We start from the raw sequence: 17466 nt of genomic DNA, 5'->3' as shown, positions 1-17466 counted from the left end.
GCCCAGCTTCTAGGATCACGATGAGTGTCCTGACTGGAAGCTTCATCCGCCTTGCACACAAAAATTTGGACAGTCCCCCATAGATCCGCACCTTTAGCCTATGGCCGATCAGGCGCGACGGTGCGCTGTACAGGATGCCGCGCACGGTGAATGTGCTGCAGCGGGTCACGAGTGCTTCTTCCTCGACGAAGTCAGTAGCGCGACGTACGGGCAAATCCTGCAACTGTGCGCGCTCAATACGAAACGCCGCAGCGTTGCGCCGGTTTCGGCGCATCACCACCTCACGGATAAATTCATCGTAGGCGGCCCGGTCAGCGAAGTCGCGATGACCGCGAAGCATCAAGGCCTGGTCGACCGCTTCCTTCAGATACCGATGCGATGACTCCACGCTGCCGTTCTCGTGACCCAGGCCTCGATTGTTGCGCGTGCCCTCCATGCCGTAATGGTCGAGCAGCGCTGAGTAACGTTTCGTGAAGTCCTCCTGCTCTGTCAGATTCTTGAAGGCAGCCGACAGGCTGTCAGAGCGATGTTCGCGCGGGCAGCCGCCGGCCTGCCACAGCGCGTTCTGCAATCCCGATGCGAGGGCCTCGAAACTCTCGCCACCCTCAACAACGTTCGCGTATTCCCAGCGCGAGAACGCCAGTACGAAGTGATACAGCCGATGACCGAATGGGGCACCGCCGATCGTCACGCAAAGCTTGCTCATATCGGTGAAGTCTGACAGTCCGCGCACACCGGGCTGATGCTCCTGGGGGAAGAACACCTCCTGCGTAGGCCCTTCAAGCGCCCGCCACTGGCGAATACGCCGCTCCAGCGTGCGGCGCATGCTATCGGGATAGCAATCCGGGTGATCGTCCTGCAGCTTGCGCAGGATCGTGATGCCCATCAGGTGGGGCGCGTTGCGCAGCAGCGGTACGACTTCGCTCTCCCATACGTCGACGAAGGGATCAGCTCGGGTCCGCCATGTTTGCCGTGGTTTCTGAGAAGGCAAGGTGGCGTCACGTTCGATGCGGCGCGCCGTACGCACGCTGATACCGGTCTTGGCGGCCGCGACTTCCTGAGAGTGCTGTTTGCGCTTGTTCATATAGAGATGAACCTGTTGGTCGGTAATGCGGGTTCCAGACATGAGCTGACCGCTTCTTCTTCAAGCTTCGATCAGCCCATCCTAAAGCCCGTCGACCTGGCGCCGCCGGTGGCTCATCGTCTACGGCGGCTGCGCCGCCTTCGACTCCTCACCACCGGCCAAAACGATCGTCAACGACCGGCCAAAACAATTGTCGCTGCCCAGCGGCGGCTGATCGCAGCAGCCGGCAACCTGAAGCACCAGACCGCACTGTCAGTCGCCTACGGCGCCGGATTGCGCGCGAGCGAAGTGGTGGCACTCAAGGTCAGCGATATCGACAGCCAGCGCATGACGCTGCGCATCGAGCAGGGCAAGGGTCGTCGCGACCGCTATGCGATGCTCTCGCCGGTTCTGCTCGAACGCCTGCGAGTCTGGTGGCGCGTTGCCCGTGCCCAAGGCAGCATGCTCGATGGCGGCTGGCTGTTTCCCGGGATGGATCCCGTCGATCCGCTCAACACGCGGCAACTGAACCGTGCCGTTCACGCCGCCGCCGAGGCCGCGCAGATCGACAAGCGCGTAACTCCGCACACCCTGAGACACAGTTTCGCGACGCACCTGCTCGAAGAGAAGGTGGATATTCGCGTAATCCAGGTGCTTCTTGGCCACAAGCAGCTCGAGACCACCGCGCTTTACGTGCAGGTCGCCACCGACCTGCTGCGCCAAGTCATCAGTCCGCTGGAGCGTCTGCCTTCCAAGTAACGCGGCGCAGTTTAGTAGCTCATGCTCGAAGTCGCGGACATCTTCCGCGCCCAAGGTCCGGTATGGCGACGCACGGTGTCGCTCAGCCTGGGGCAGTTGAAGGTCATGTCGGCCATCGAACAGTGCCGCACTGCGGCGCTGGGCGGGCATGTGCTGCGCTGTTCAGGTTGCGCAAAGATCGAAGTCGCCTTCAACTCATGTCGTAACCGCCATTGCACAAAGTGCCAGGCGAGCGCCGCGCGCCGCTGGCTCGACGCGCGTCAGGCCGACCTGCTGCCGGTGGAGTACTACCACGTCGTTTTCACGCTGCCTGCGCCCATCAGCGCCATCGCCTGGTACAACAAGGCCATCATCTACGGGCTGCTGTTCGATATCGCCGCCGAGACGCTACGCACCATCGCCGCTGATCCGAGGCATCTGGGTGCCAACATCGGCGCCACGCTCGTGCTGCATACCTGGGGCTCGGCGCTCACGCATCATCCGCACGTGCACGGTATCGTCCCCGGCGGTGGGTTGTCGCCCGATGGTCAGCGGTGGATCGCCTGCCGGCCCGGCTTCTTCCTGCCGGTGCGTGTGCTCTCGCGCCTGTTCCGGAGGCGCTTCCTCGAAGCGCTCACGGACGCACACCGGCATGGCCACCTGCAGTTCTTCAGCCAGTACGCTGAACTGGCCGACCCAGCTGTCTTTGACGCCTGGCTTGCGCCGCTGCGTGCCTGCGAATGGGTCGTCTACGCAAAGCGCCCCTTTGCTGGACCCGAAGCGGTGCTGGCGTATCTATCGCGTTATACGCACCGCGTGGCTATCTCCAACCAGCGCCTGCTCGCATTCGATGAACACGGCGTCACCTTCCGCTGGAAGGACTACCGTGCAACGGGACGCACTCGCTACAAGACCATGACTCTCGAAACCGGCGAGTTCATGCGCCGCTTCCTGCTCCATGTGTTGCCCAGCGGCTTCCATCGTATCCGTCACTACGGATTGCTTGCCAACCCGGTGCGCCGCGTCAGTCTCGCGAAGGTGCGTGAACTGCTGCACGTCACGCCCGGAGTCGACCCATCACCCCACGAAACCGTCATCGAAACGCGACCCGCCTTCATCTGCCGGCACTGCGGCGCACCGATGATCGTCATCGAAATCCTTGCGTGCACCGCACCGATTCGCGCACCACCCACGCGTCGGGGCGAGACATGAACGCAGCTGTTCCAGGACGAGCAACCCCATCGTCGGCTTTGCGGCAACGCGGCCCACGAGCGGACGGTCGCGCCTCTCGCTCCCCGCATTCCCTCACACCTTCGATCCGACGTCACGATTGCACGACTGCACCCCGTCGGCACATCATTAGCGTTCACTCAGCACACCGCTGGACCGCGCATCCCGTAGCTCCGCAGGTTCTCCTGGACTATCAATCGCCATAGACCCGAAAACTCCTATTGCAGCGGAGCACTCCGCGGTTTCCTCCCTTCAGGTTTGTCCAACGCCTGCCCCCATACGCTGTCTTGCGCTTGCGGGCAGGCGGACATGGGCAGGCGTCGAACAAACCTTAAGATCGAACAAACCTTAAGATCAACAGTAATTCGGCCCCAACGCAGGCAACAAAGGCTGGTCAACAAGGCGAGCAGGGCGCCCCGCTGCGAAGCGTCAAGTTGTTGTACGAAATCGAACTATTAAGAGACGGGGAGTTATCTTAATAGCAGGGTTCTTGAGCCGGTTCGACAAACCGATGCCATGTGCAACACGTGCAACCGCGCCGGCGTCCAATCAGGCGCACCGGAAGGTGCTTCTCCCATGCTGATAGCGAAGTGGGTCAGCGGAGAAGCGTGCCCCCTGCGCGCTACCCTGCTTCAATTTAGAGGCACCGCGACAGGTCGTAGGTGCCAACTGGCTTCCGAAACTTAGACGGCTCAGGAAATGTATCGCTGTCTTTCGTCCGGCCGGCAAGCCCGTGGGGAACGTCTACATCGAGAGTCCAGCGGGCGCTTCCACGAGCGCATGAGCGCCTGAAACAACTCAGCAGTGTTTAAGCTCGAAATCTAACTGCGGTCGGACTAAAACTCGTGCAGGTCACTGACATTAAGTGGCCTTGTGGATGACGCCCATCTCCGGACGGCTCTGTTCCGGCGGGAACAGATGCCATGTGCCATCAGCATGGAGAAAGAAAAATAGTGGCAATGAGCCTTGTGGCCAGTCGATCCGAAGGCACAAACGGCGTGTGCTACCGATGCGCGCGCGTTCAATGAAGCGCACGCGCATCGTATCGTCGCGCGTTGAACCGACCAGCCTTTCGACTTGAAAACGTAGTGATGTGATGCCCGCAGCCATATGCCCTCCGAGATGTCCGATTGAACGATGCTGCGAACACTCCCCATCGTGTCCAATCGGACGGGCGAGCAACATACATTCAAAAGTCTTGGCGCGGACCTTCTTGGCCGGAGGGCGCCGCATTCATGGTAGCGTCCGGGTGCTCTCTAAAAGTCAGCGACCTTGCCCCATGCGGCGTGGACGAATCGGCCGGGCCGATACGGCATAGGGTCCACGATCGGCTCCGCGCCGGTAGCGAGATCTGCGATCAAGTGCCCAGCGCCGGGCCCGATGCCAAAACCGTGTCCGGAAAAGCCCGCAGCCAAGATCAATCCGGGCACGCCCGGCACTTCGCCAATACCCGGAACGCCGTCGGGCGTGCTGTCCACGAAGCCAGCCCAGGCGTGTGTGATCCGAGCTTCGCGAAGTTCCGGCAGCAGTTCGACGGCGCGCCGGTGCGTTTCCTTGACGGTAGGCAGATCAGGCTTCGGATCCAAGATGCGCATTCGCTCCATCGGTGTCGGCGCATCGAGCCGCCAGCGCTTGAGTGTCTCATGACCACCACGAACGCCTTCCAGGCCGCCAGGAAGCAGGCTGCGCCAGCGCTTGGCGAACATTGGCACGAAATACGGGGCGAAACGCAGGAACTGTGGCGTCACGTCTACTCGCGCGCGCCCGCTGATGGCCAGTGCGTAGCGCCCGTCGTTCCGGCGCGTAATGGACACGCCGGAGGTGAACAGAGCATCCGGCAAGCGAGATTCGACAGGGGACACACTGAGAATGGATTGGCGGATCGAGGCTTGGGGAAAGCGGATCCCGAGCTGGCGGCAGAATGCGGACGCCCACGCGCCACCTGCGAGTACAACCGTCCTGGTCTTGATGACCCCGGCTTCCGTGACGACGCCGCAGACGCGCCCGCCCTCCAGCTCGATGCCACGAGCCGCGCAGTGTTGAGTGACGTTGCCCCCGAGCTTCATGAGTGCAGTTGCCACGGCTGGCGCCGCCTTCCCGGGATCGGCGGTGCCGTCGCTGGGCGAGAAGACACCGCCTTTCCAAGACCGGCCAGTCGCGCGCCCTCGTTCGGCAGCTTGCCGGCTATCGAGCGTGTAGGTTGTCACTCCTGCGGTCTTTGCAAAATCGCCCCAACTCGACCAACGGGACAACTCGGCGTCGTCATTGCTCAGATACAACAGCCCGCAGCGGCGAAAGCCCGTGTCTTCGCCGGACTCAATGGCAAATCGTTCCCAAAGATCAAGGCTTTTGCTAGCTATCGGCAATTCGCGGGCATCCCGGTTTTGCTGCCGGCACCAGCCCCAATTGCGGCTCGACTGCTCGGCACCGATCCTTCCCTTCTCTACCAGGGCGACCGAAACGCCGCGCTGGGCTAGATAGTAGGCGGCAAAGACGCCGATGATGCCGCCTCCAATCACGACCACGTCGGCGACGGCAGGCAGCGTGGGTGATGTCTGAATGTGACGCAGCGGAGGGGACATGATCAATCTCGTTCGTTTGGAGCCTGGACGGTTTGCGTAACGTAAAACTTCGCGACGCGATCACTGCTTTCCCATCCGATCGGCGCACCCTGGGGCACGAAGAGTGCGTCGCCGGCGCCGAGCGACAGCACGCTGCCGTCAGGCGCGGCGAACCTCACGCTGCCCGCCAGAAGATACATAAACTCGTTCAAGCGATGAGGGCGAATAATCCGGTGGTAGGGCGTCGAATCCCACGTACCCGCACGATACTCTGCGCCGTCATCGGTAAAGACGCTGTCGCTGCGACATTCGGGAGCCGGGCCGAGCAGCACGTCCGCCGGTAGCGATGCGGACGGCTTGAAGTCGGCGTCGGCGCGCAACGGGACGAGGCCGCTCTTCGTCGGCCCCTTGCAAGCGGCGGCGCAGAACACGAAAAGCGTGCGCGATGCGGCCCTAACGCGAAGGGCAGTACCGCGGCCAATCACCGCGCCCTCTTGCGCATTTAGCACAAGCGGCGCCATCCCTGGCGCGTCTAGCGTAAGCGCGCCTTCTATGACGACGATGGTTTCGATGTGGGGAAAGCTAGCTACGTCGAGCTCGCCGATGAAACTGATGCGACCCGCGGCAATCGACTCCGGTCCTTCCCAGGCGATCTCCCGATGTTGCGCGAATGGATCGTTCTTGCCGAACGCTCCCCTGCGGAAGGAGGTCGAAGAAGGCGGGTCTTCGGCACGGTGCAATACGAATGCTACGGTCACTTTTGCTCCTATGGATTGATCGGATGATGGTTCGTGCATGCAATTATGCGGCGCGAGCCGCTCCAAGTGATTAACCGTCCAACAAGCAAGGGTTAAATGCGGTTTAATGAAAGAAAGCGGCCTGAAGCGGAAGCAGGAGTGGCTATGCAACTACGCCGAATTGATTGGCACATAGAGCAAGTCTCACGTTTTTGTGGGCATTCGCGGCAGTTCCTGCGTTGTGAAATGAAGCGATGGCGATCAAAAAAAGGACGAATAGAAAAATCGTCGTATCGTCAGACTCGCGTGTAGGACTACGATTCATATCGGGGACTATCGCTTATGCACGAGGCGGCAACGCCGACGCGCGCGCGAATGCCCGCTTGGCTATCGCAGTGACCGTCGGCGTCGCGGCCCGCCAGATGACGGTAAGTCAGATTGTCCGTAAAGGCGCATAGCTCGCGGCCTCATCGCGCATCATGCAGAAACGCCTTCAATTTTGAATATCGTATCGATCTGGGCGGACAGACGTCGGTCGACGAAGGCTTCTTGAAACAGCGCACTGCCGACAGTGAAGCCCCAGGTGTTCGCATTGATCATTGCCTTCACACGCGTTTCGCGATCGATGCTGCCCGCGGCGATCACGGGTACGCTGACTGCCTCGACAACACGCTTCGTCAGTTCAGCCGGATCGGCCTCGCCGGCAAAGCGATATGCAAGGAGGTCAATTCCGTGCACACCCGGCATTGACGCGATGCGGCGCGCGTCCTCGACGATTTCATTCATCGTCCCTTCAAGCACTGTCGGATGGCCAACGGTGCGGCCCACGAATGGAAAATATTGGAGCGTCGAGCCGCGCAGCAGCGGCAACGCGTCTTGAGCATGGCGGCCTCCGAGTAGATAGTCAACGCCGATCTCAAGCGCGGCCCTGACCGATTCCAGTTCCGCCTCGCGGTTTGTTGCCACGACTTCCAGCATGACCTTGCGGCCATCGGCACGTATACGCTGCGCAAGCTGCTTCAAGGCTGAGATGGGTAAGCCGACGTCCTTGAAGCCGACATAGCGGACGGGACTGTCACGCAGGTTCTCGTAGCTTGCAAGCGCGTCAGCGACGGTCGCGTCATTTTCGGTCAACATAAGGATGAAGTGGGACACATCAGGCTCCGGTAATAAATGGATGGTTCACGCGCGAGCGGACGAACTGGTGCGCGGTTTGGAGGGCAACCTGGAGACTCGCTGGATCGGCAATACCCTTTCCTGCAATATCAAAGGCGGTGCCATGGTCGGGGCTCGTGCGCACGAAAGGCAGGCCGACGGTGATGTTCACGCCGTCCTCGACCCCGGCGAGCTTGACCGGTATTAGGCCTTGGTCGTGATACTGCGCCACCACGATATCGAAGCGGCCTCGCCGGGCGTTCATGAACACGGTGTCGCCAGGCCACGGGCCACTCGCGTCTATGCCTTCGTTCCGTGCGAGTTGGACCGCAGGTGCAATGATGTCGAGATCCTCGCGGCCGAAGAGACCTCCTTCACTCGCGTGTGGATTCAGCCCGGCCACGGCCACGCGGGGACTTTCGATGCCTAGGTCACGCATCGCGCGATAAGCGAGCCGGATGATGCGCAGTTCGCTCTCGACGGACAGCTTTGCGATCGCCTCGAGCATCGAGCAATGAACCGTGACGAGGATCGTACGCAGCGTCGGGTTGACGAGCATCATCGCGTAGTCGCGAGTGCCGGAGAGGTCCGCGAGCATTTCGGTATGACCTGGATAAGGCACGTGCGCGGCGGCAAGCGCTTCCTTGTGAATCGGCGCCGTGCAGATGCCGGTGATTTCGCCCCGGACTGCAAGATCGATTGCGGTACGGATCGCGTCGAATGCGGCCCTGCCCGCAGCAGCACTCACTGCGCCAACCGGCAAGTCGGGGGGCAATACGTTCGCTCCAGGCACCCGCAGGACGTCAAGCAGACCCGGGCGCGGCGCGATCTCAGCCACAGAGCTGAACTCCCGTATATCCAGTCCCAAGCGGAGCGCGGCGGCCTGCCGTCGCAACACGCCCGCGTCTCCGATCGCGAAGGACGGGTGCTCGGCGATGAACGCGGTATTGGCAAACGTCTTGACGACGATTTCCGGTCCAATGCCTGCGGCGTCACCCATCGTGACGGCTATCAGTTTCTGCTTCATGGTTTTGCCCCGGTCAATATGTCGATGCAGGTCGCCAAAGCTTCGTCGTCGCCGAAGCCGCCGGCCTTCGTGATCATAGGAAATGCACCCGTGGCGGTTTTGACCTCGGCCAGTGGCACACCCGGCATGACTTCGCGGCACACGCGCAGTGACACTGTTGGTAGCGCGTCGATGATGCGCCGGGCGGTTTCACCACCGGTCACAACGAGCCCGTCGCACGTGCCGCTGTTAACGAGATTCACAATCTGCGACACCAGATTGCGGAGCGCGGCGTGCATGGCGGTGCTGGTAGGCAAACGCGCTTCATCGGTGGCCAGAACGTCTATTTGGCATTCCGCTCGAGCGACGGCGAGTTGCCGTCTCGATTGTGGATTCAAGCTTCCCACGACGAGCCAGGGGCGGCGAGCCGGCAGCGCGGGCGCGGCTGTGTGATCGCGGTCACCGCCACGATTGTCCGGCGCACGTTGCGGGCGGGGGAGCACGCGGGCGAGCGCGCGCAGCAGTCCGGTCGAGCCGGCCAGAATCAGTTCGCGCTCCCCGGCAAAGGTTGCGGCGATCGCATTCAGTTCGGCTTCGGTCTGCGCATCGACAACCACGGCGTCGTGCACGTCCAGCAGCGCGCGGGCCTGGGCCGCGTCGTGTGCAATCTTCACCTCAATGCCATGCGCGACAAACAGCGCTGGGACGCTCGACTCGCGTACCGGCAGCGTGGGATCACATCCGAACGCTGTTTCGTGGACCGGCACTCCGTCAAGCAGTACGCGTCCCTCTTCGACGCTACGCCCGGCCGACGGAAACGCCGGAGCGATCAGCAGCTTGCGCCGGCCGGAAGCAGCAAGCGCTGTCATGCAGTCACGCGCGACGCGGCCACGCAGCGTCGAATCGAACTGCAGCGTGAGTACATTTGCGTCGCGCCATGCGTTCGCGGCGTTGGCCACAGCGTCGTGGTCGAGCGTAGGCGGGTATTCGCGGGAATCCGCGTCGAGGCTAACGACCTCGGCGGTAGCGGCGCTGTCGGGATCGATAAGGACGGCTGTCTCCCAGCCACGCTCCGCAAAGCAGGCCGCCCCGTCCAGCGCGCTAGTGAAGTCGTCGGTGATGATGCGTATTCGCATAGCGATCCCGTGGTATCGTTGGTCCGTCAATTCTGGCGGATTATGCGGAATTTTGAAGAACCAAAGTCGAAGCAGTTCAAGGTGTTTATGGTTGGGTACCGTTCATCCAGGCAGCCGCTGCCCGCGCTGGTCGCACTCGAACTCGACGCCGTCACAGGTGCGCCGATATTCCGGCAGATCGCACGGCAACTGCGCGAGAAGATCGTTAGCAAGGTGCTGCCTGCCGGCAGTCGGCTACCGCCAAGCCGCGACCTTGCTATACAACTGGCGGTGGCGCGCAACTGTGTAGTTGACGCTTACGACGAGCTGATCGCCGAGGGTATCCTTGAAGGGCGTGGGCGGCACGGTACCTTTGTCGTCGCCAGCGTACCCATAGTCCGAGACGTCGCGATTGGGCCGAGCTGGAGTCCATTGCTGTTGCAGCGGATGTCTGACGGCGCACTCGGCGCGCCTGGACGGCCGGACACAGCGGCTTTGGATTGGCGGCCTGGACAGGCCAGCGCCTGGACTTTGCCGCTCGGTGTTTGGCGCGCCGCATGCCGCGAAGCGGGGCGGAATTTGCCCCCGCACGGCTATGGCGATCCTCGTGGGGAGCCAGGACTGAGACGCGCGATCGCGGACTGGTTGTACGAACACCGATCCGTCGATGTCGGACCGGAGCAGGTGGTGATTACGCACGGGACGGGTCATGCGCTTTATCTGGTCGCGCAGGCACTGTTGCACGGGGGCGACCTGTGCGCGCTGGAAGATCCGGGTTACGCCGGGGCGAAATTGGCGTTCCAGCGCTCCGGCGCAACGTTGCGCTATGTGCCGGTTGACGCAGAAGGGGTCGTGGTCGACCGAATTGTCGAAAACGACGCCGCGCCCGTCCTCGTTCATGTAACGCCGACGCATCAGTATCCGATGGGCGGGCGTCTCTCGGGGTCCAGACGAAGGGCGCTGGTCGACCTCGCGCGCACGCGCGGAATGCTCATTCTCGAAAACGAATACGATTGCGAGTTTCACTATGCAGGCACGAACCATCCGCCGATCTTCAACTATGCGCCGGAGAGTGCGCTGCTACTGAATACGTTCGCGAAGGCGGTCAGTCCTTCACTTCGCCTTGGCTTCATCGTCGCACCGCCGATCGCAGCGGCCGCGCTGGTTACTCTCATCGAACGTGAGCGTACGCACGTGTCGTGGCCGGTGCAGAAGATAGTCGAGACGTTGCTCCTGTCCGGCGAACTCGATCGGCATCTGCGTAGGGTGCGGCGACATTATGCGGCGATGCGGAACGTCATTCGCGAACGGCTGACGCCGTATGCGGACGTGGTCAATCTGGGGGGCGACGAGGGTGGCCTGCATGTGGTCATCTCAGGCCGGAATGGTACGTTTGATCGGGACCTGCGAGCCGCATTGCGATCTCACGGCGTCCTGTTCAATGACGTTTGCGATTTCTCTACGCTCGAATCGGACGCTAGTGGGTTTCTGCTCGGATACGGGCATATGGAGAGTAAAGCACTGACACAGTCGCTGGATGTGTTCGAGACGTGCGTCAGGCAAATCAAACGTCGTGATCATCGATCGCGGTAAGGACATCTGATCCTCGTGCGTGGACGAAAGAGGGCACTGTCGCGATACTATCGCGGACGCAGAATCAAAACAGGGAGGTCCAGTTGCTCGGTTGCTCGAGGAATTTCGCGGCCATCACGTGCCGAAGACCGTCGCCCTTTGTGGAGGGCGAGGGGTGCAATCTAAACTGTCTCCTGAGACCCGAAATTCACGGTCGTCCACGGTTTGCGTTTGGTGGTGTTCGCCTTCGGTGCTGACAGTAAAACGACTCGGCAAGACTTCCAAGCGGCTGATCCTTTGGATATCAACCGAGAGACCAAGTCAAATTCGCCAGGGCACCGGGTTAAAAGCTCGCTTCGCTGCCTCCAGAAACACACGCTGACGGATGGTTAGACCTTGACGCGTGGGAGTCAGGGCCATTACCGGTGCGGGTTCCAGGTGCCACGTCGGCAACACGCGCACCAATTTCGCCTTCGCGATCAGCCGCGCGCAATCCCACTCAGATCGCTCGACAACTCCGAGCCCGTCAACAGCCCAGTCTCTGACCACAGTGCCGTCATTCGAGGACAACGTGCTGTGCAACCGAACCGTTACGGCTTTGCTTAATCGCTTGCCAGCAGCATCATGTTCAGTGAAGCGGAGACGAGTCAAGTCTTCGTCGTTCTCTCGTAAGGTGAGGTACTCGTACCGGGCGAGTTCGGATGGATGCTTAAGCTCCGACAGGCGACGCGCAAGCTGGGGGCTCGCGCAAAGGAAGCGTTCGTTCGGGGCCAGAAAATGTCCCACCCAAGAGGATCCCTTTATGTGGCCAATGGAAATGACTGCGTCTGCACCAGAGGCCGCTGCGAGCGGACTTTCTACCAAAATGAGTGAAATCGCGAGATTGGGGTGTGAGCGATGCAGGTCTCGAACTAGCGGCGCGACGTATTCGCGACCGAACCCGAACGGTGCCACGACGCGCAAATGGCCGCTCACACCACTCGAATCACCGGACAGACGTGAGGGAATGGACTCAATCCGCTCCAGAATCTCGATCGCTTCCTGAACAAGGCGCTGGCATTCGTCAGTGAGGGAAATGCCTCTGGCCGCGCGCGTCGCAAGGCGCAAGCCCAGACGTTCCTCGATGCGCTGAAGTCGTACCGTGGCCGCGGGCGGTGTTAGGTCCAATAGCCTCGCGGCTGCCGCTAGCGATTGTGACACGCCGAGCGCCCGAAGCAGTTGCATGTCTTCCAACTGAAGCATTAAAACCTCCTTAACGATGAGTTCATCAAATATTAAACACGACAAAGATATTTTTTCCTATAGTGGGTCGCGTGGAGACACCAGCGGTGGGCCGATCGACGTTGCCGATCCACTCTGCCGAGGGCAGTCAGCGTCCGCATAGCCGATAGTGCGGCTCAAGTTGGGCGGCAGGCGGTGCGTTTCCTTCTACCTAGGGTGCACTTTATGGATCAGTATGAACGCAGCGGGCAGTACCTTCTGACGGTAAATCCCGCTGGACTGGCGACGCCGGGCGGTCACTATAGTCACGTTTCGATTGCAAATGGGCTGATCTTTGTGTCCGGTCAGTTGCCGATCGACGCGAGCGGACGAAAACTGACGGACAGCCCGTTCGAGGCCCAAGCCGAGCAGGTGTTGGCAAATCTGGCTTCGGCGCTTGCCGCTGCAGGCAGCGACCTCACAAAACTGGCCCAGGTCCGTGTCTATATCGTCGATGTCGGGCACTGGGCGAGTTTCAATGCGATCTATGCCCGTTGGGCTGGAGATGCGAGACCCGCTCGCGCCGTGGTCCCGGTTCCTGCGCTGCACTTCGGTCTGAAGATTGAGGTGGAAGCGGTGGCATTGGTGTAGTCAGTCTGACTATCGATGGCGCCAACTTCATGCTCAAATCATCACTGACGCGGTTTCGCCGAGTTACCGAAAGACGACATTTGCGTAGGATCTCTCAATGAAACAGGAATGCGTCTCTAACGTTCACTCCGCAACAACGAATCTTCGGTATCGAGCGCTCACCGCGACTGAAATACCCGCTGCTCATGCTCCTCTGCCAATGGCGATTGGCTGGCAAGATCGGCCCGCCGCGATTTTCGATAGATGTACTGGATCGCGGCGTTGTGCCGGTGGCAGGCGTGCGGACCATTGTTGATCCCGAACCTCATCGCCCAGTGCGATTAACCGGATCTGTGCAGTGAAAGCTTGCTGATTTTCAGCACCAGTCCGCCAGCTTTGGAGTTTGTAATGCAATTCAGTTCTTACTGGCTGGATACGACCCAGCCATTCGTTAGCAGCTCACCTGACATGCAAGGCGGAAGTTGCGACGTGGTTGTGGTTGGCGGCGGGATCACAGGTTCGGCCGCCGCATTGGCGCTAACCAAAAAAGGCGCGCGCGTCATTGTTTGCGAAGCGGGAACCGTGGGGCAGGCGGCGTCCGGCCGCAATGGCGGCATGTGCAACAACGGTTTCGCACAGGATTACGCTTCGCTGTCCCAGCGGATCGGCACGGAATTGGCCAACCGGCTATATCTCGCGTTCGACGCGGGCGTCGACACGGTCGAGCGGCTCGTCAGAGAAGAGTCGATTGACTGCGATTTTGTTCGCAGGGGGAAACTCAAGCTCGCGGCGAAGCCGGAGCACTTCGATAAGCTCGCGCGAAGTCAAGCATTGCTCGCCGCGAGCGTTGACCCTGATACGTGCCTTGTGACGAAGGCCGAGCTTCGTGACGAGATCGGCTCGGACCGTTATCACGGCGGGTTGATCTTTAAGAAGAGTGCAGGGATGCACGTCGGTCGCTATGTTCGCGGTCTCGCGAACGCTGCACAAGCGCGCGGAGCGCACGTTCTGGAGCATGCGCCGGTCCTGGGGTTACAGAGGGAATCCCGGGGCGCATATGTGGTGAGAACATCGCGTGGAGAGATCCGCACGCCGCAAGTGCTACTGGCGAGTGGCATCTCGCAGGTGGGTCCGTTCGGCTGGATTCGACGCAGGATCGTCCCGGTTGGAGCTTTCATCATCGTCACCGAGCCTTTGCCGCTGGAACTGCTCGACCGGTTGCTGCCAACGCGCCGCATGGCCACCGACACCAAAAACTTCGTCAACTTCTTTCGTGTCACTCCGGACAATCGGATGCTATTTGGCGGTCGTGCGCGATTCGCGACGTCGAATCCCCGTTCCGACGAACAGAGTGGACAGATTTTGCGACAGCAGATGGCCACCGTGTTTCCCGAATTGGCCAACGTGCGCATCGATTACTGCTGGGGCGGCATGGTCGACATGACGGCCAACCGCTTGCCGCGCGCGGGTCAGCGCGACGGTGTCTATTACTCGATGGGATATAGTGGCCACGGGACGCACATGGCCACGCTTATGGGCACGCTGATGGCGGAGATCATGGACGGACGCGCCGATCTCAACCCGTGGAAAGACTTCAACTGGCCTGCTATCCCCGGTCACTTCGGCAGGCCGTGGTTTCTGCCGTTCGTGGGCGCATGGTACCGACTCAAGGACACGCTGCAATGACTTCACCTGTACGTCACCTGGTGCAAGCGGGAAGGTTGGATCAATTGTTTATCGATGGCGAATGGGCAGCGCCCGAGGGTACCGACCGAATCGCCGTTGTCTCCCCGTCCACTGAAGACGCGGTCTGCGAGATCGCGCTTGGAGATGAACGCGACGCCAACCGAGCAGTACGCGCCGCACGCAAGGCCTTCGCAGGTTGGTCAACCAGTTCGCCGCAAGAGCGTGCTGCGTTGCTCGGCCGCGTCCATACCTTGATGCTGGAACGCGCCGAACTGATTGCCACGGCGCTGGCAACGGAAATGGGCGCGCCGATCAGCTATGCTCGCTCTGCACACGTGCCGCTCGCGGCCGAACATATCCGGGTCGCGTGCGACAATCTGGCTAGCTACCCCTTCCGGACTCAGCGCGGGACGACCGCGATCGTACGCGAACCGATCGGCGTGTGCGCGCTGATCACGCCGTGGAATTGGCCCATCTATCAAATCACGGCGAAGGTCGGCCCGGCCCTCGCAGCAGGTTGCACGGTGGTCCTGAAACCCAGCGAGCTTTCCCCGCTAAGCGCCTTGCTGTTTGCAGAAGTGATCGCGGATGCGGGCGTTCCGGCGGGCGTCTTCAACCTGGTGAGCGGCACTGGCGCGGAAGTCGGGACGTTGCTCGCGTCCCACCAGCAAGTCGATATGGTTTCAATCACAGGGTCGACGCGTGCTGGCGCGCTGGTTGCGCAAGCAGCTGCTCCGACAGTGAAGCGCGTGGCGCAGGAGCTTGGCGGCAAGTCGCCAAACGTTGTGTTACCCGATGCTGATCTGCCGCGTGCCGTCTCGCTGGGCGTTGCGGCCGCGTTCCGGAATATGGGCCAGTCATGCAGCGCGCCGACGCGTCTGATCGTACCGCACAGCGTTCTGGACCGTGTCGAAGACTTGGCCGTCGCAGCAACGGAACAGATGACCGTTGGTGATCCGTTTGTCGATGCGACGACGCATGGGCCAGTGGCCAATCGCGCACAGTTTGACAGGGTCCAGGAAATGATCGAAGCGGGCATCGACGAACGTGCCAAACTGATCGCTGGTGGACCTGGAAGGCCTGCGGGTTTCAGCAGGGGCTTCTATGCTCGGCCGACCATCTTTTCCGACGTTCGCACCGATATGACGATCGCCCAGGAGGAGATTTTCGGTCCGGTCCTTGCCATCCTTCCTTACGGCTCGCTCGAGGAAGCAATCACGATCGCGAACGACACAGTTTATGGGCTCGGCGCACATGTTCAAGGTGCGGACAAGGCACTCATGCGTGCGGTAGCCGCGCGCATCCGGTCGGGGCAGGTGCATCTGAACTATCCGGCATGGGATCCGCAAGCTCCATTCGGTGGGTACAAGCAGTCCGGCAATGGCCGAGAGTACGGGATCGAAGGAATGGAAGAGTACATGGAGGTTAAGTCGGTCCTCGGGTTCTACGATTGAAACAGCCGCTACGCCTTACGCGGTAACGCTGCAAGTTCGCTGCTATTTCCTTTTGTAAAGGTGCTGAGATTGGATACCTCCGCAATCGCTGAGACTTCGTTGAAAGCGCATCATTCGCATTGGGCGAAGTTGCGACGCGACCTGCACGCCCATCCCGAGTTGCGATTTGAAGAACGTAGGACGGCAGACGTCGTCGCACGTGAGCTTGAAGAGCTCGGCTATGCGGTGTTGCGCGGCCTGGCGGGCACAGGAGTCGTCGCGAGCTTACTCGGGGCCGACCCGGACCGGGGAATCGTACTTCGGGCAGATCTGGATGCGTTGCCGATCCAGGAAGCCAATGACTTCGCTTACGCATCAGGCTCCGAAGGAATCATGCATGCCTGCGGGCACGACGGTCATACCGTGATGTTGCTGGGCGCCGCGCGTATCCTGAAGGAACTGCCGCAATTGCCCGGCACGGTTCATTTCGTGTTTCAGCCCGGAGAGGAGGGGGGCGCGGGCGCGCGGAAGATGATCGATGACGGGTTATTCGAGCAATGTCCCACGGAAGCGGTATTTGGCATGCACAACTGGCCCGGTTTGCCTGCGGGACACTTCGGTTTGCGGACCGGCCCGATAATGGCTGCCGGCTCCAGATTCAGGATCACCGTGAGAGGTAAGGGTGCGCATGCAGCGCAGCCGCATCTCGGCCTTGATCCTATCCCTCTGGCGTGTTCGATGGTTCTCCAGTGTCAGACCATCACGGCGCGGCACAAGGATCCCGTGGATCCCGCTGTCGTTTCCGTCTGCATGTTCCACGCGGGCAATACAGACAATGTCATTCCAGACAGCGCCGAGTTGCGGGGGACGATTCGCACGCTGTCGTCGGCTTTGCACCAGAAGTTGCAGCGCGACATCCAACTGATGTGCGAAGGGCTAGCCTTCGCTTATGGCGCGCAAGTCGAGGTGACTTTTTTTCAATACTACCCCGCGACGATTAACGCAGAGGCCGAGACAGCACTCTGCGAAAGGGTCATTCGTGAGATGTTCGGCGACGAACGCCTTTGCTGCGACGTGCCATCGAACATGACATCCGAAGACTTCGGTTTCATGCTGGAGGAGCGGCCCGGCGCTTATGTGTTGATCGGCAATGCTCCTGCGGGAATGTCCGCACCGGCTTTGCATCATCCGAAATACGATTTCAACGACGACATCATTCCGGTCGGCGTCCGGTATTGGGTCGCTTTGGCGCAGCATTACTTCGGTACCGCGTAACGCTAGAGCCCCCTTATCCTAACGCTCGCCCCGCTTGAGTTATATCTTATGTAGTACGTATAGAA

The 17466-nt window shown here is 60.9% G+C and carries 15 protein-coding genes; 7 read left to right on the top strand and 8 right to left on the bottom strand.

Annotation, left to right across the window (positions count from 1 at the left end; translation table 11 throughout):
- Nucleotides 1–1126: IS21 family transposase (istA, locus tag AWB74_RS16875; RefSeq protein WP_235024602.1), on the bottom strand; the 1126-nt coding region annotated here is incomplete at its 3' end.
- Between istA and AWB74_RS16870 the strand changes: the two genes are divergently transcribed.
- Together AWB74_RS16870 and AWB74_RS16865 are read left to right on the top strand one after the other, a co-directional pair.
- The gene (locus AWB74_RS16870; protein WP_235024601.1) at nt 1091–1822 is read left to right on the top strand and encodes a tyrosine-type recombinase/integrase; all 732 of its coding nucleotides are present in this window, start codon (nt 1091–1093) and stop codon (nt 1820–1822) included. The genes istA and AWB74_RS16870 overlap by 36 nt on opposite strands.
- Before the next feature lie 21 nt (nt 1823–1843).
- Nucleotides 1844–3013 carry an IS91 family transposase gene (locus tag AWB74_RS16865; protein WP_061147872.1) on the top strand — a complete coding sequence of 390 codons (1170 nt, stop codon included), beginning with the start codon at nt 1844–1846 and terminating at the stop codon, nt 3011–3013.
- An 879-nt stretch (nt 3014–3892) separates the two neighbouring features.
- Here AWB74_RS16865 and AWB74_RS16860 read toward each other — a convergent pair.
- The 6 genes from AWB74_RS16860 to AWB74_RS16835 all read right to left on the bottom strand — a co-directional run bounded on the left by AWB74_RS16860 (nt 3893) and on the right by AWB74_RS16835 (nt 9626).
- Nucleotides 3893–4141, bottom strand: coding sequence for a hypothetical protein (locus AWB74_RS16860; RefSeq protein ID WP_061147871.1), 249 nt, complete (start codon nt 4139–4141; stop codon nt 3893–3895).
- Between the two features lie 146 nt (nt 4142–4287).
- A complete protein-coding gene (locus AWB74_RS16855; RefSeq protein ID WP_061147870.1) occupies nt 4288–5613 on the bottom strand; it encodes an NAD(P)/FAD-dependent oxidoreductase in 1326 nt (441 codons plus the stop codon).
- A gap of 2 nt (nt 5614–5615) precedes the next feature.
- Entirely contained in the window at nt 5616–6350 is a 735-nt protein-coding gene (locus AWB74_RS16850) for a cupin domain-containing protein (protein ID WP_061147869.1), read from the bottom strand.
- A 456-nt stretch (nt 6351–6806) separates the two neighbouring features.
- Nucleotides 6807–7484, bottom strand: coding sequence for a beta/alpha barrel domain-containing protein (locus AWB74_RS16845; protein WP_087039051.1), 678 nt, complete (start codon nt 7482–7484; stop codon nt 6807–6809).
- 1 nt (nt 7485) lies between these two features.
- A complete protein-coding gene (gene pdxA / locus AWB74_RS16840; RefSeq protein WP_061147867.1) occupies nt 7486–8511 on the bottom strand; it encodes a 4-hydroxythreonine-4-phosphate dehydrogenase PdxA in 1026 nt (341 codons plus the stop codon).
- On the bottom strand, nt 8508–9626 hold the full coding sequence (locus AWB74_RS16835) for a four-carbon acid sugar kinase family protein (protein WP_087039050.1): 1119 nt from the start codon (nt 9624–9626) through the stop codon (nt 8508–8510). Before AWB74_RS16835 ends, pdxA begins: the two co-directional genes overlap by 4 nt.
- A gap of 18 nt (nt 9627–9644) precedes the next feature.
- Between AWB74_RS16835 and pdxR the strand changes: the two genes are divergently transcribed.
- Nucleotides 9645–11198, top strand: coding sequence for a MocR-like pyridoxine biosynthesis transcription factor PdxR (gene pdxR, locus AWB74_RS16830; protein WP_143749259.1), 1554 nt, complete (start codon nt 9645–9647; stop codon nt 11196–11198).
- Nucleotides 11199–11498: 300 nt separating this feature from the next.
- Here pdxR and AWB74_RS16825 read toward each other — a convergent pair whose 3' ends face one another.
- Nucleotides 11499–12419, bottom strand: a complete 921-nt coding sequence (locus AWB74_RS16825) for a LysR substrate-binding domain-containing protein (RefSeq protein ID WP_061147864.1) — start codon at nt 12417–12419, stop codon at nt 11499–11501.
- 204 nt (nt 12420–12623) lie between these two features.
- Here AWB74_RS16825 and AWB74_RS16820 point away from each other — a divergent pair, with 204 nt between their 5' ends.
- From AWB74_RS16820 to AWB74_RS16805, 4 genes are all read left to right on the top strand, one after another.
- Nucleotides 12624–13028, top strand: coding sequence for a RidA family protein (locus tag AWB74_RS16820; RefSeq protein WP_061147863.1), 405 nt, complete (start codon nt 12624–12626; stop codon nt 13026–13028).
- 387 nt (nt 13029–13415) lie between these two features.
- Entirely contained in the window at nt 13416–14693 is a 1278-nt protein-coding gene (locus AWB74_RS16815; protein WP_061147862.1) for an NAD(P)/FAD-dependent oxidoreductase, read from the top strand.
- Nucleotides 14690–16147, top strand: coding sequence for an aldehyde dehydrogenase family protein (locus AWB74_RS16810; RefSeq protein WP_061147861.1), 1458 nt, complete (start codon nt 14690–14692; stop codon nt 16145–16147). Before AWB74_RS16815 ends, AWB74_RS16810 begins: the two co-directional genes overlap by 4 nt.
- Nucleotides 16148–16246: 99 nt before the next feature.
- Nucleotides 16247–17401, top strand: a complete 1155-nt coding sequence (locus tag AWB74_RS16805; protein ID WP_407642448.1) for a M20 aminoacylase family protein — start codon at nt 16247–16249, stop codon at nt 17399–17401.
- Nucleotides 17402–17466: the final 65 nt, after the last annotated feature.

Source organism: Caballeronia arvi (assembly GCF_001544695.2).
Lineage (GTDB): Bacteria > Pseudomonadota > Gammaproteobacteria > Burkholderiales > Burkholderiaceae > Caballeronia > Caballeronia arvi.
This window is presented reverse-complemented; position numbering and strand designations above follow the sequence as displayed.

Bases quoted from the DNA above. Each gene is read 5' to 3' on its own strand.
- AWB74_RS16870 (WP_235024601.1), top strand. From the start codon at position 1,091: ATGAACCTGTTGGTCGGTAATGCGGGTTCCAGACATGAGCTGACCGCT.
- AWB74_RS16865 (WP_061147872.1), top strand. From the start codon at position 1,844: ATGCTCGAAGTCGCGGACATCTTCCGCGCCCAAGGTCCGGTATGGCGA.
- AWB74_RS16860 (WP_061147871.1), bottom strand. From the start codon at position 4,141: ATGGCTGCGGGCATCACATCACTACGTTTTCAAGTCGAAAGGCTGGTC.
- AWB74_RS16855 (WP_061147870.1), bottom strand. From the start codon at position 5,613: ATGTCCCCTCCGCTGCGTCACATTCAGACATCACCCACGCTGCCTGCC.
- pdxA (WP_061147867.1), bottom strand. From the start codon at position 8,511: ATGAAGCAGAAACTGATAGCCGTCACGATGGGTGACGCCGCAGGCATT.
- AWB74_RS16835 (WP_087039050.1), bottom strand. From the start codon at position 9,626: ATGCGAATACGCATCATCACCGACGACTTCACTAGCGCGCTGGACGGG.
- AWB74_RS16825 (WP_061147864.1), bottom strand. From the start codon at position 12,419: ATGCTTCAGTTGGAAGACATGCAACTGCTTCGGGCGCTCGGCGTGTCA.
- AWB74_RS16820 (WP_061147863.1), top strand. From the start codon at position 12,624: ATGGATCAGTATGAACGCAGCGGGCAGTACCTTCTGACGGTAAATCCC.
- AWB74_RS16815 (WP_061147862.1), top strand. From the start codon at position 13,416: ATGCAATTCAGTTCTTACTGGCTGGATACGACCCAGCCATTCGTTAGC.
- AWB74_RS16810 (WP_061147861.1), top strand. From the start codon at position 14,690: ATGACTTCACCTGTACGTCACCTGGTGCAAGCGGGAAGGTTGGATCAA.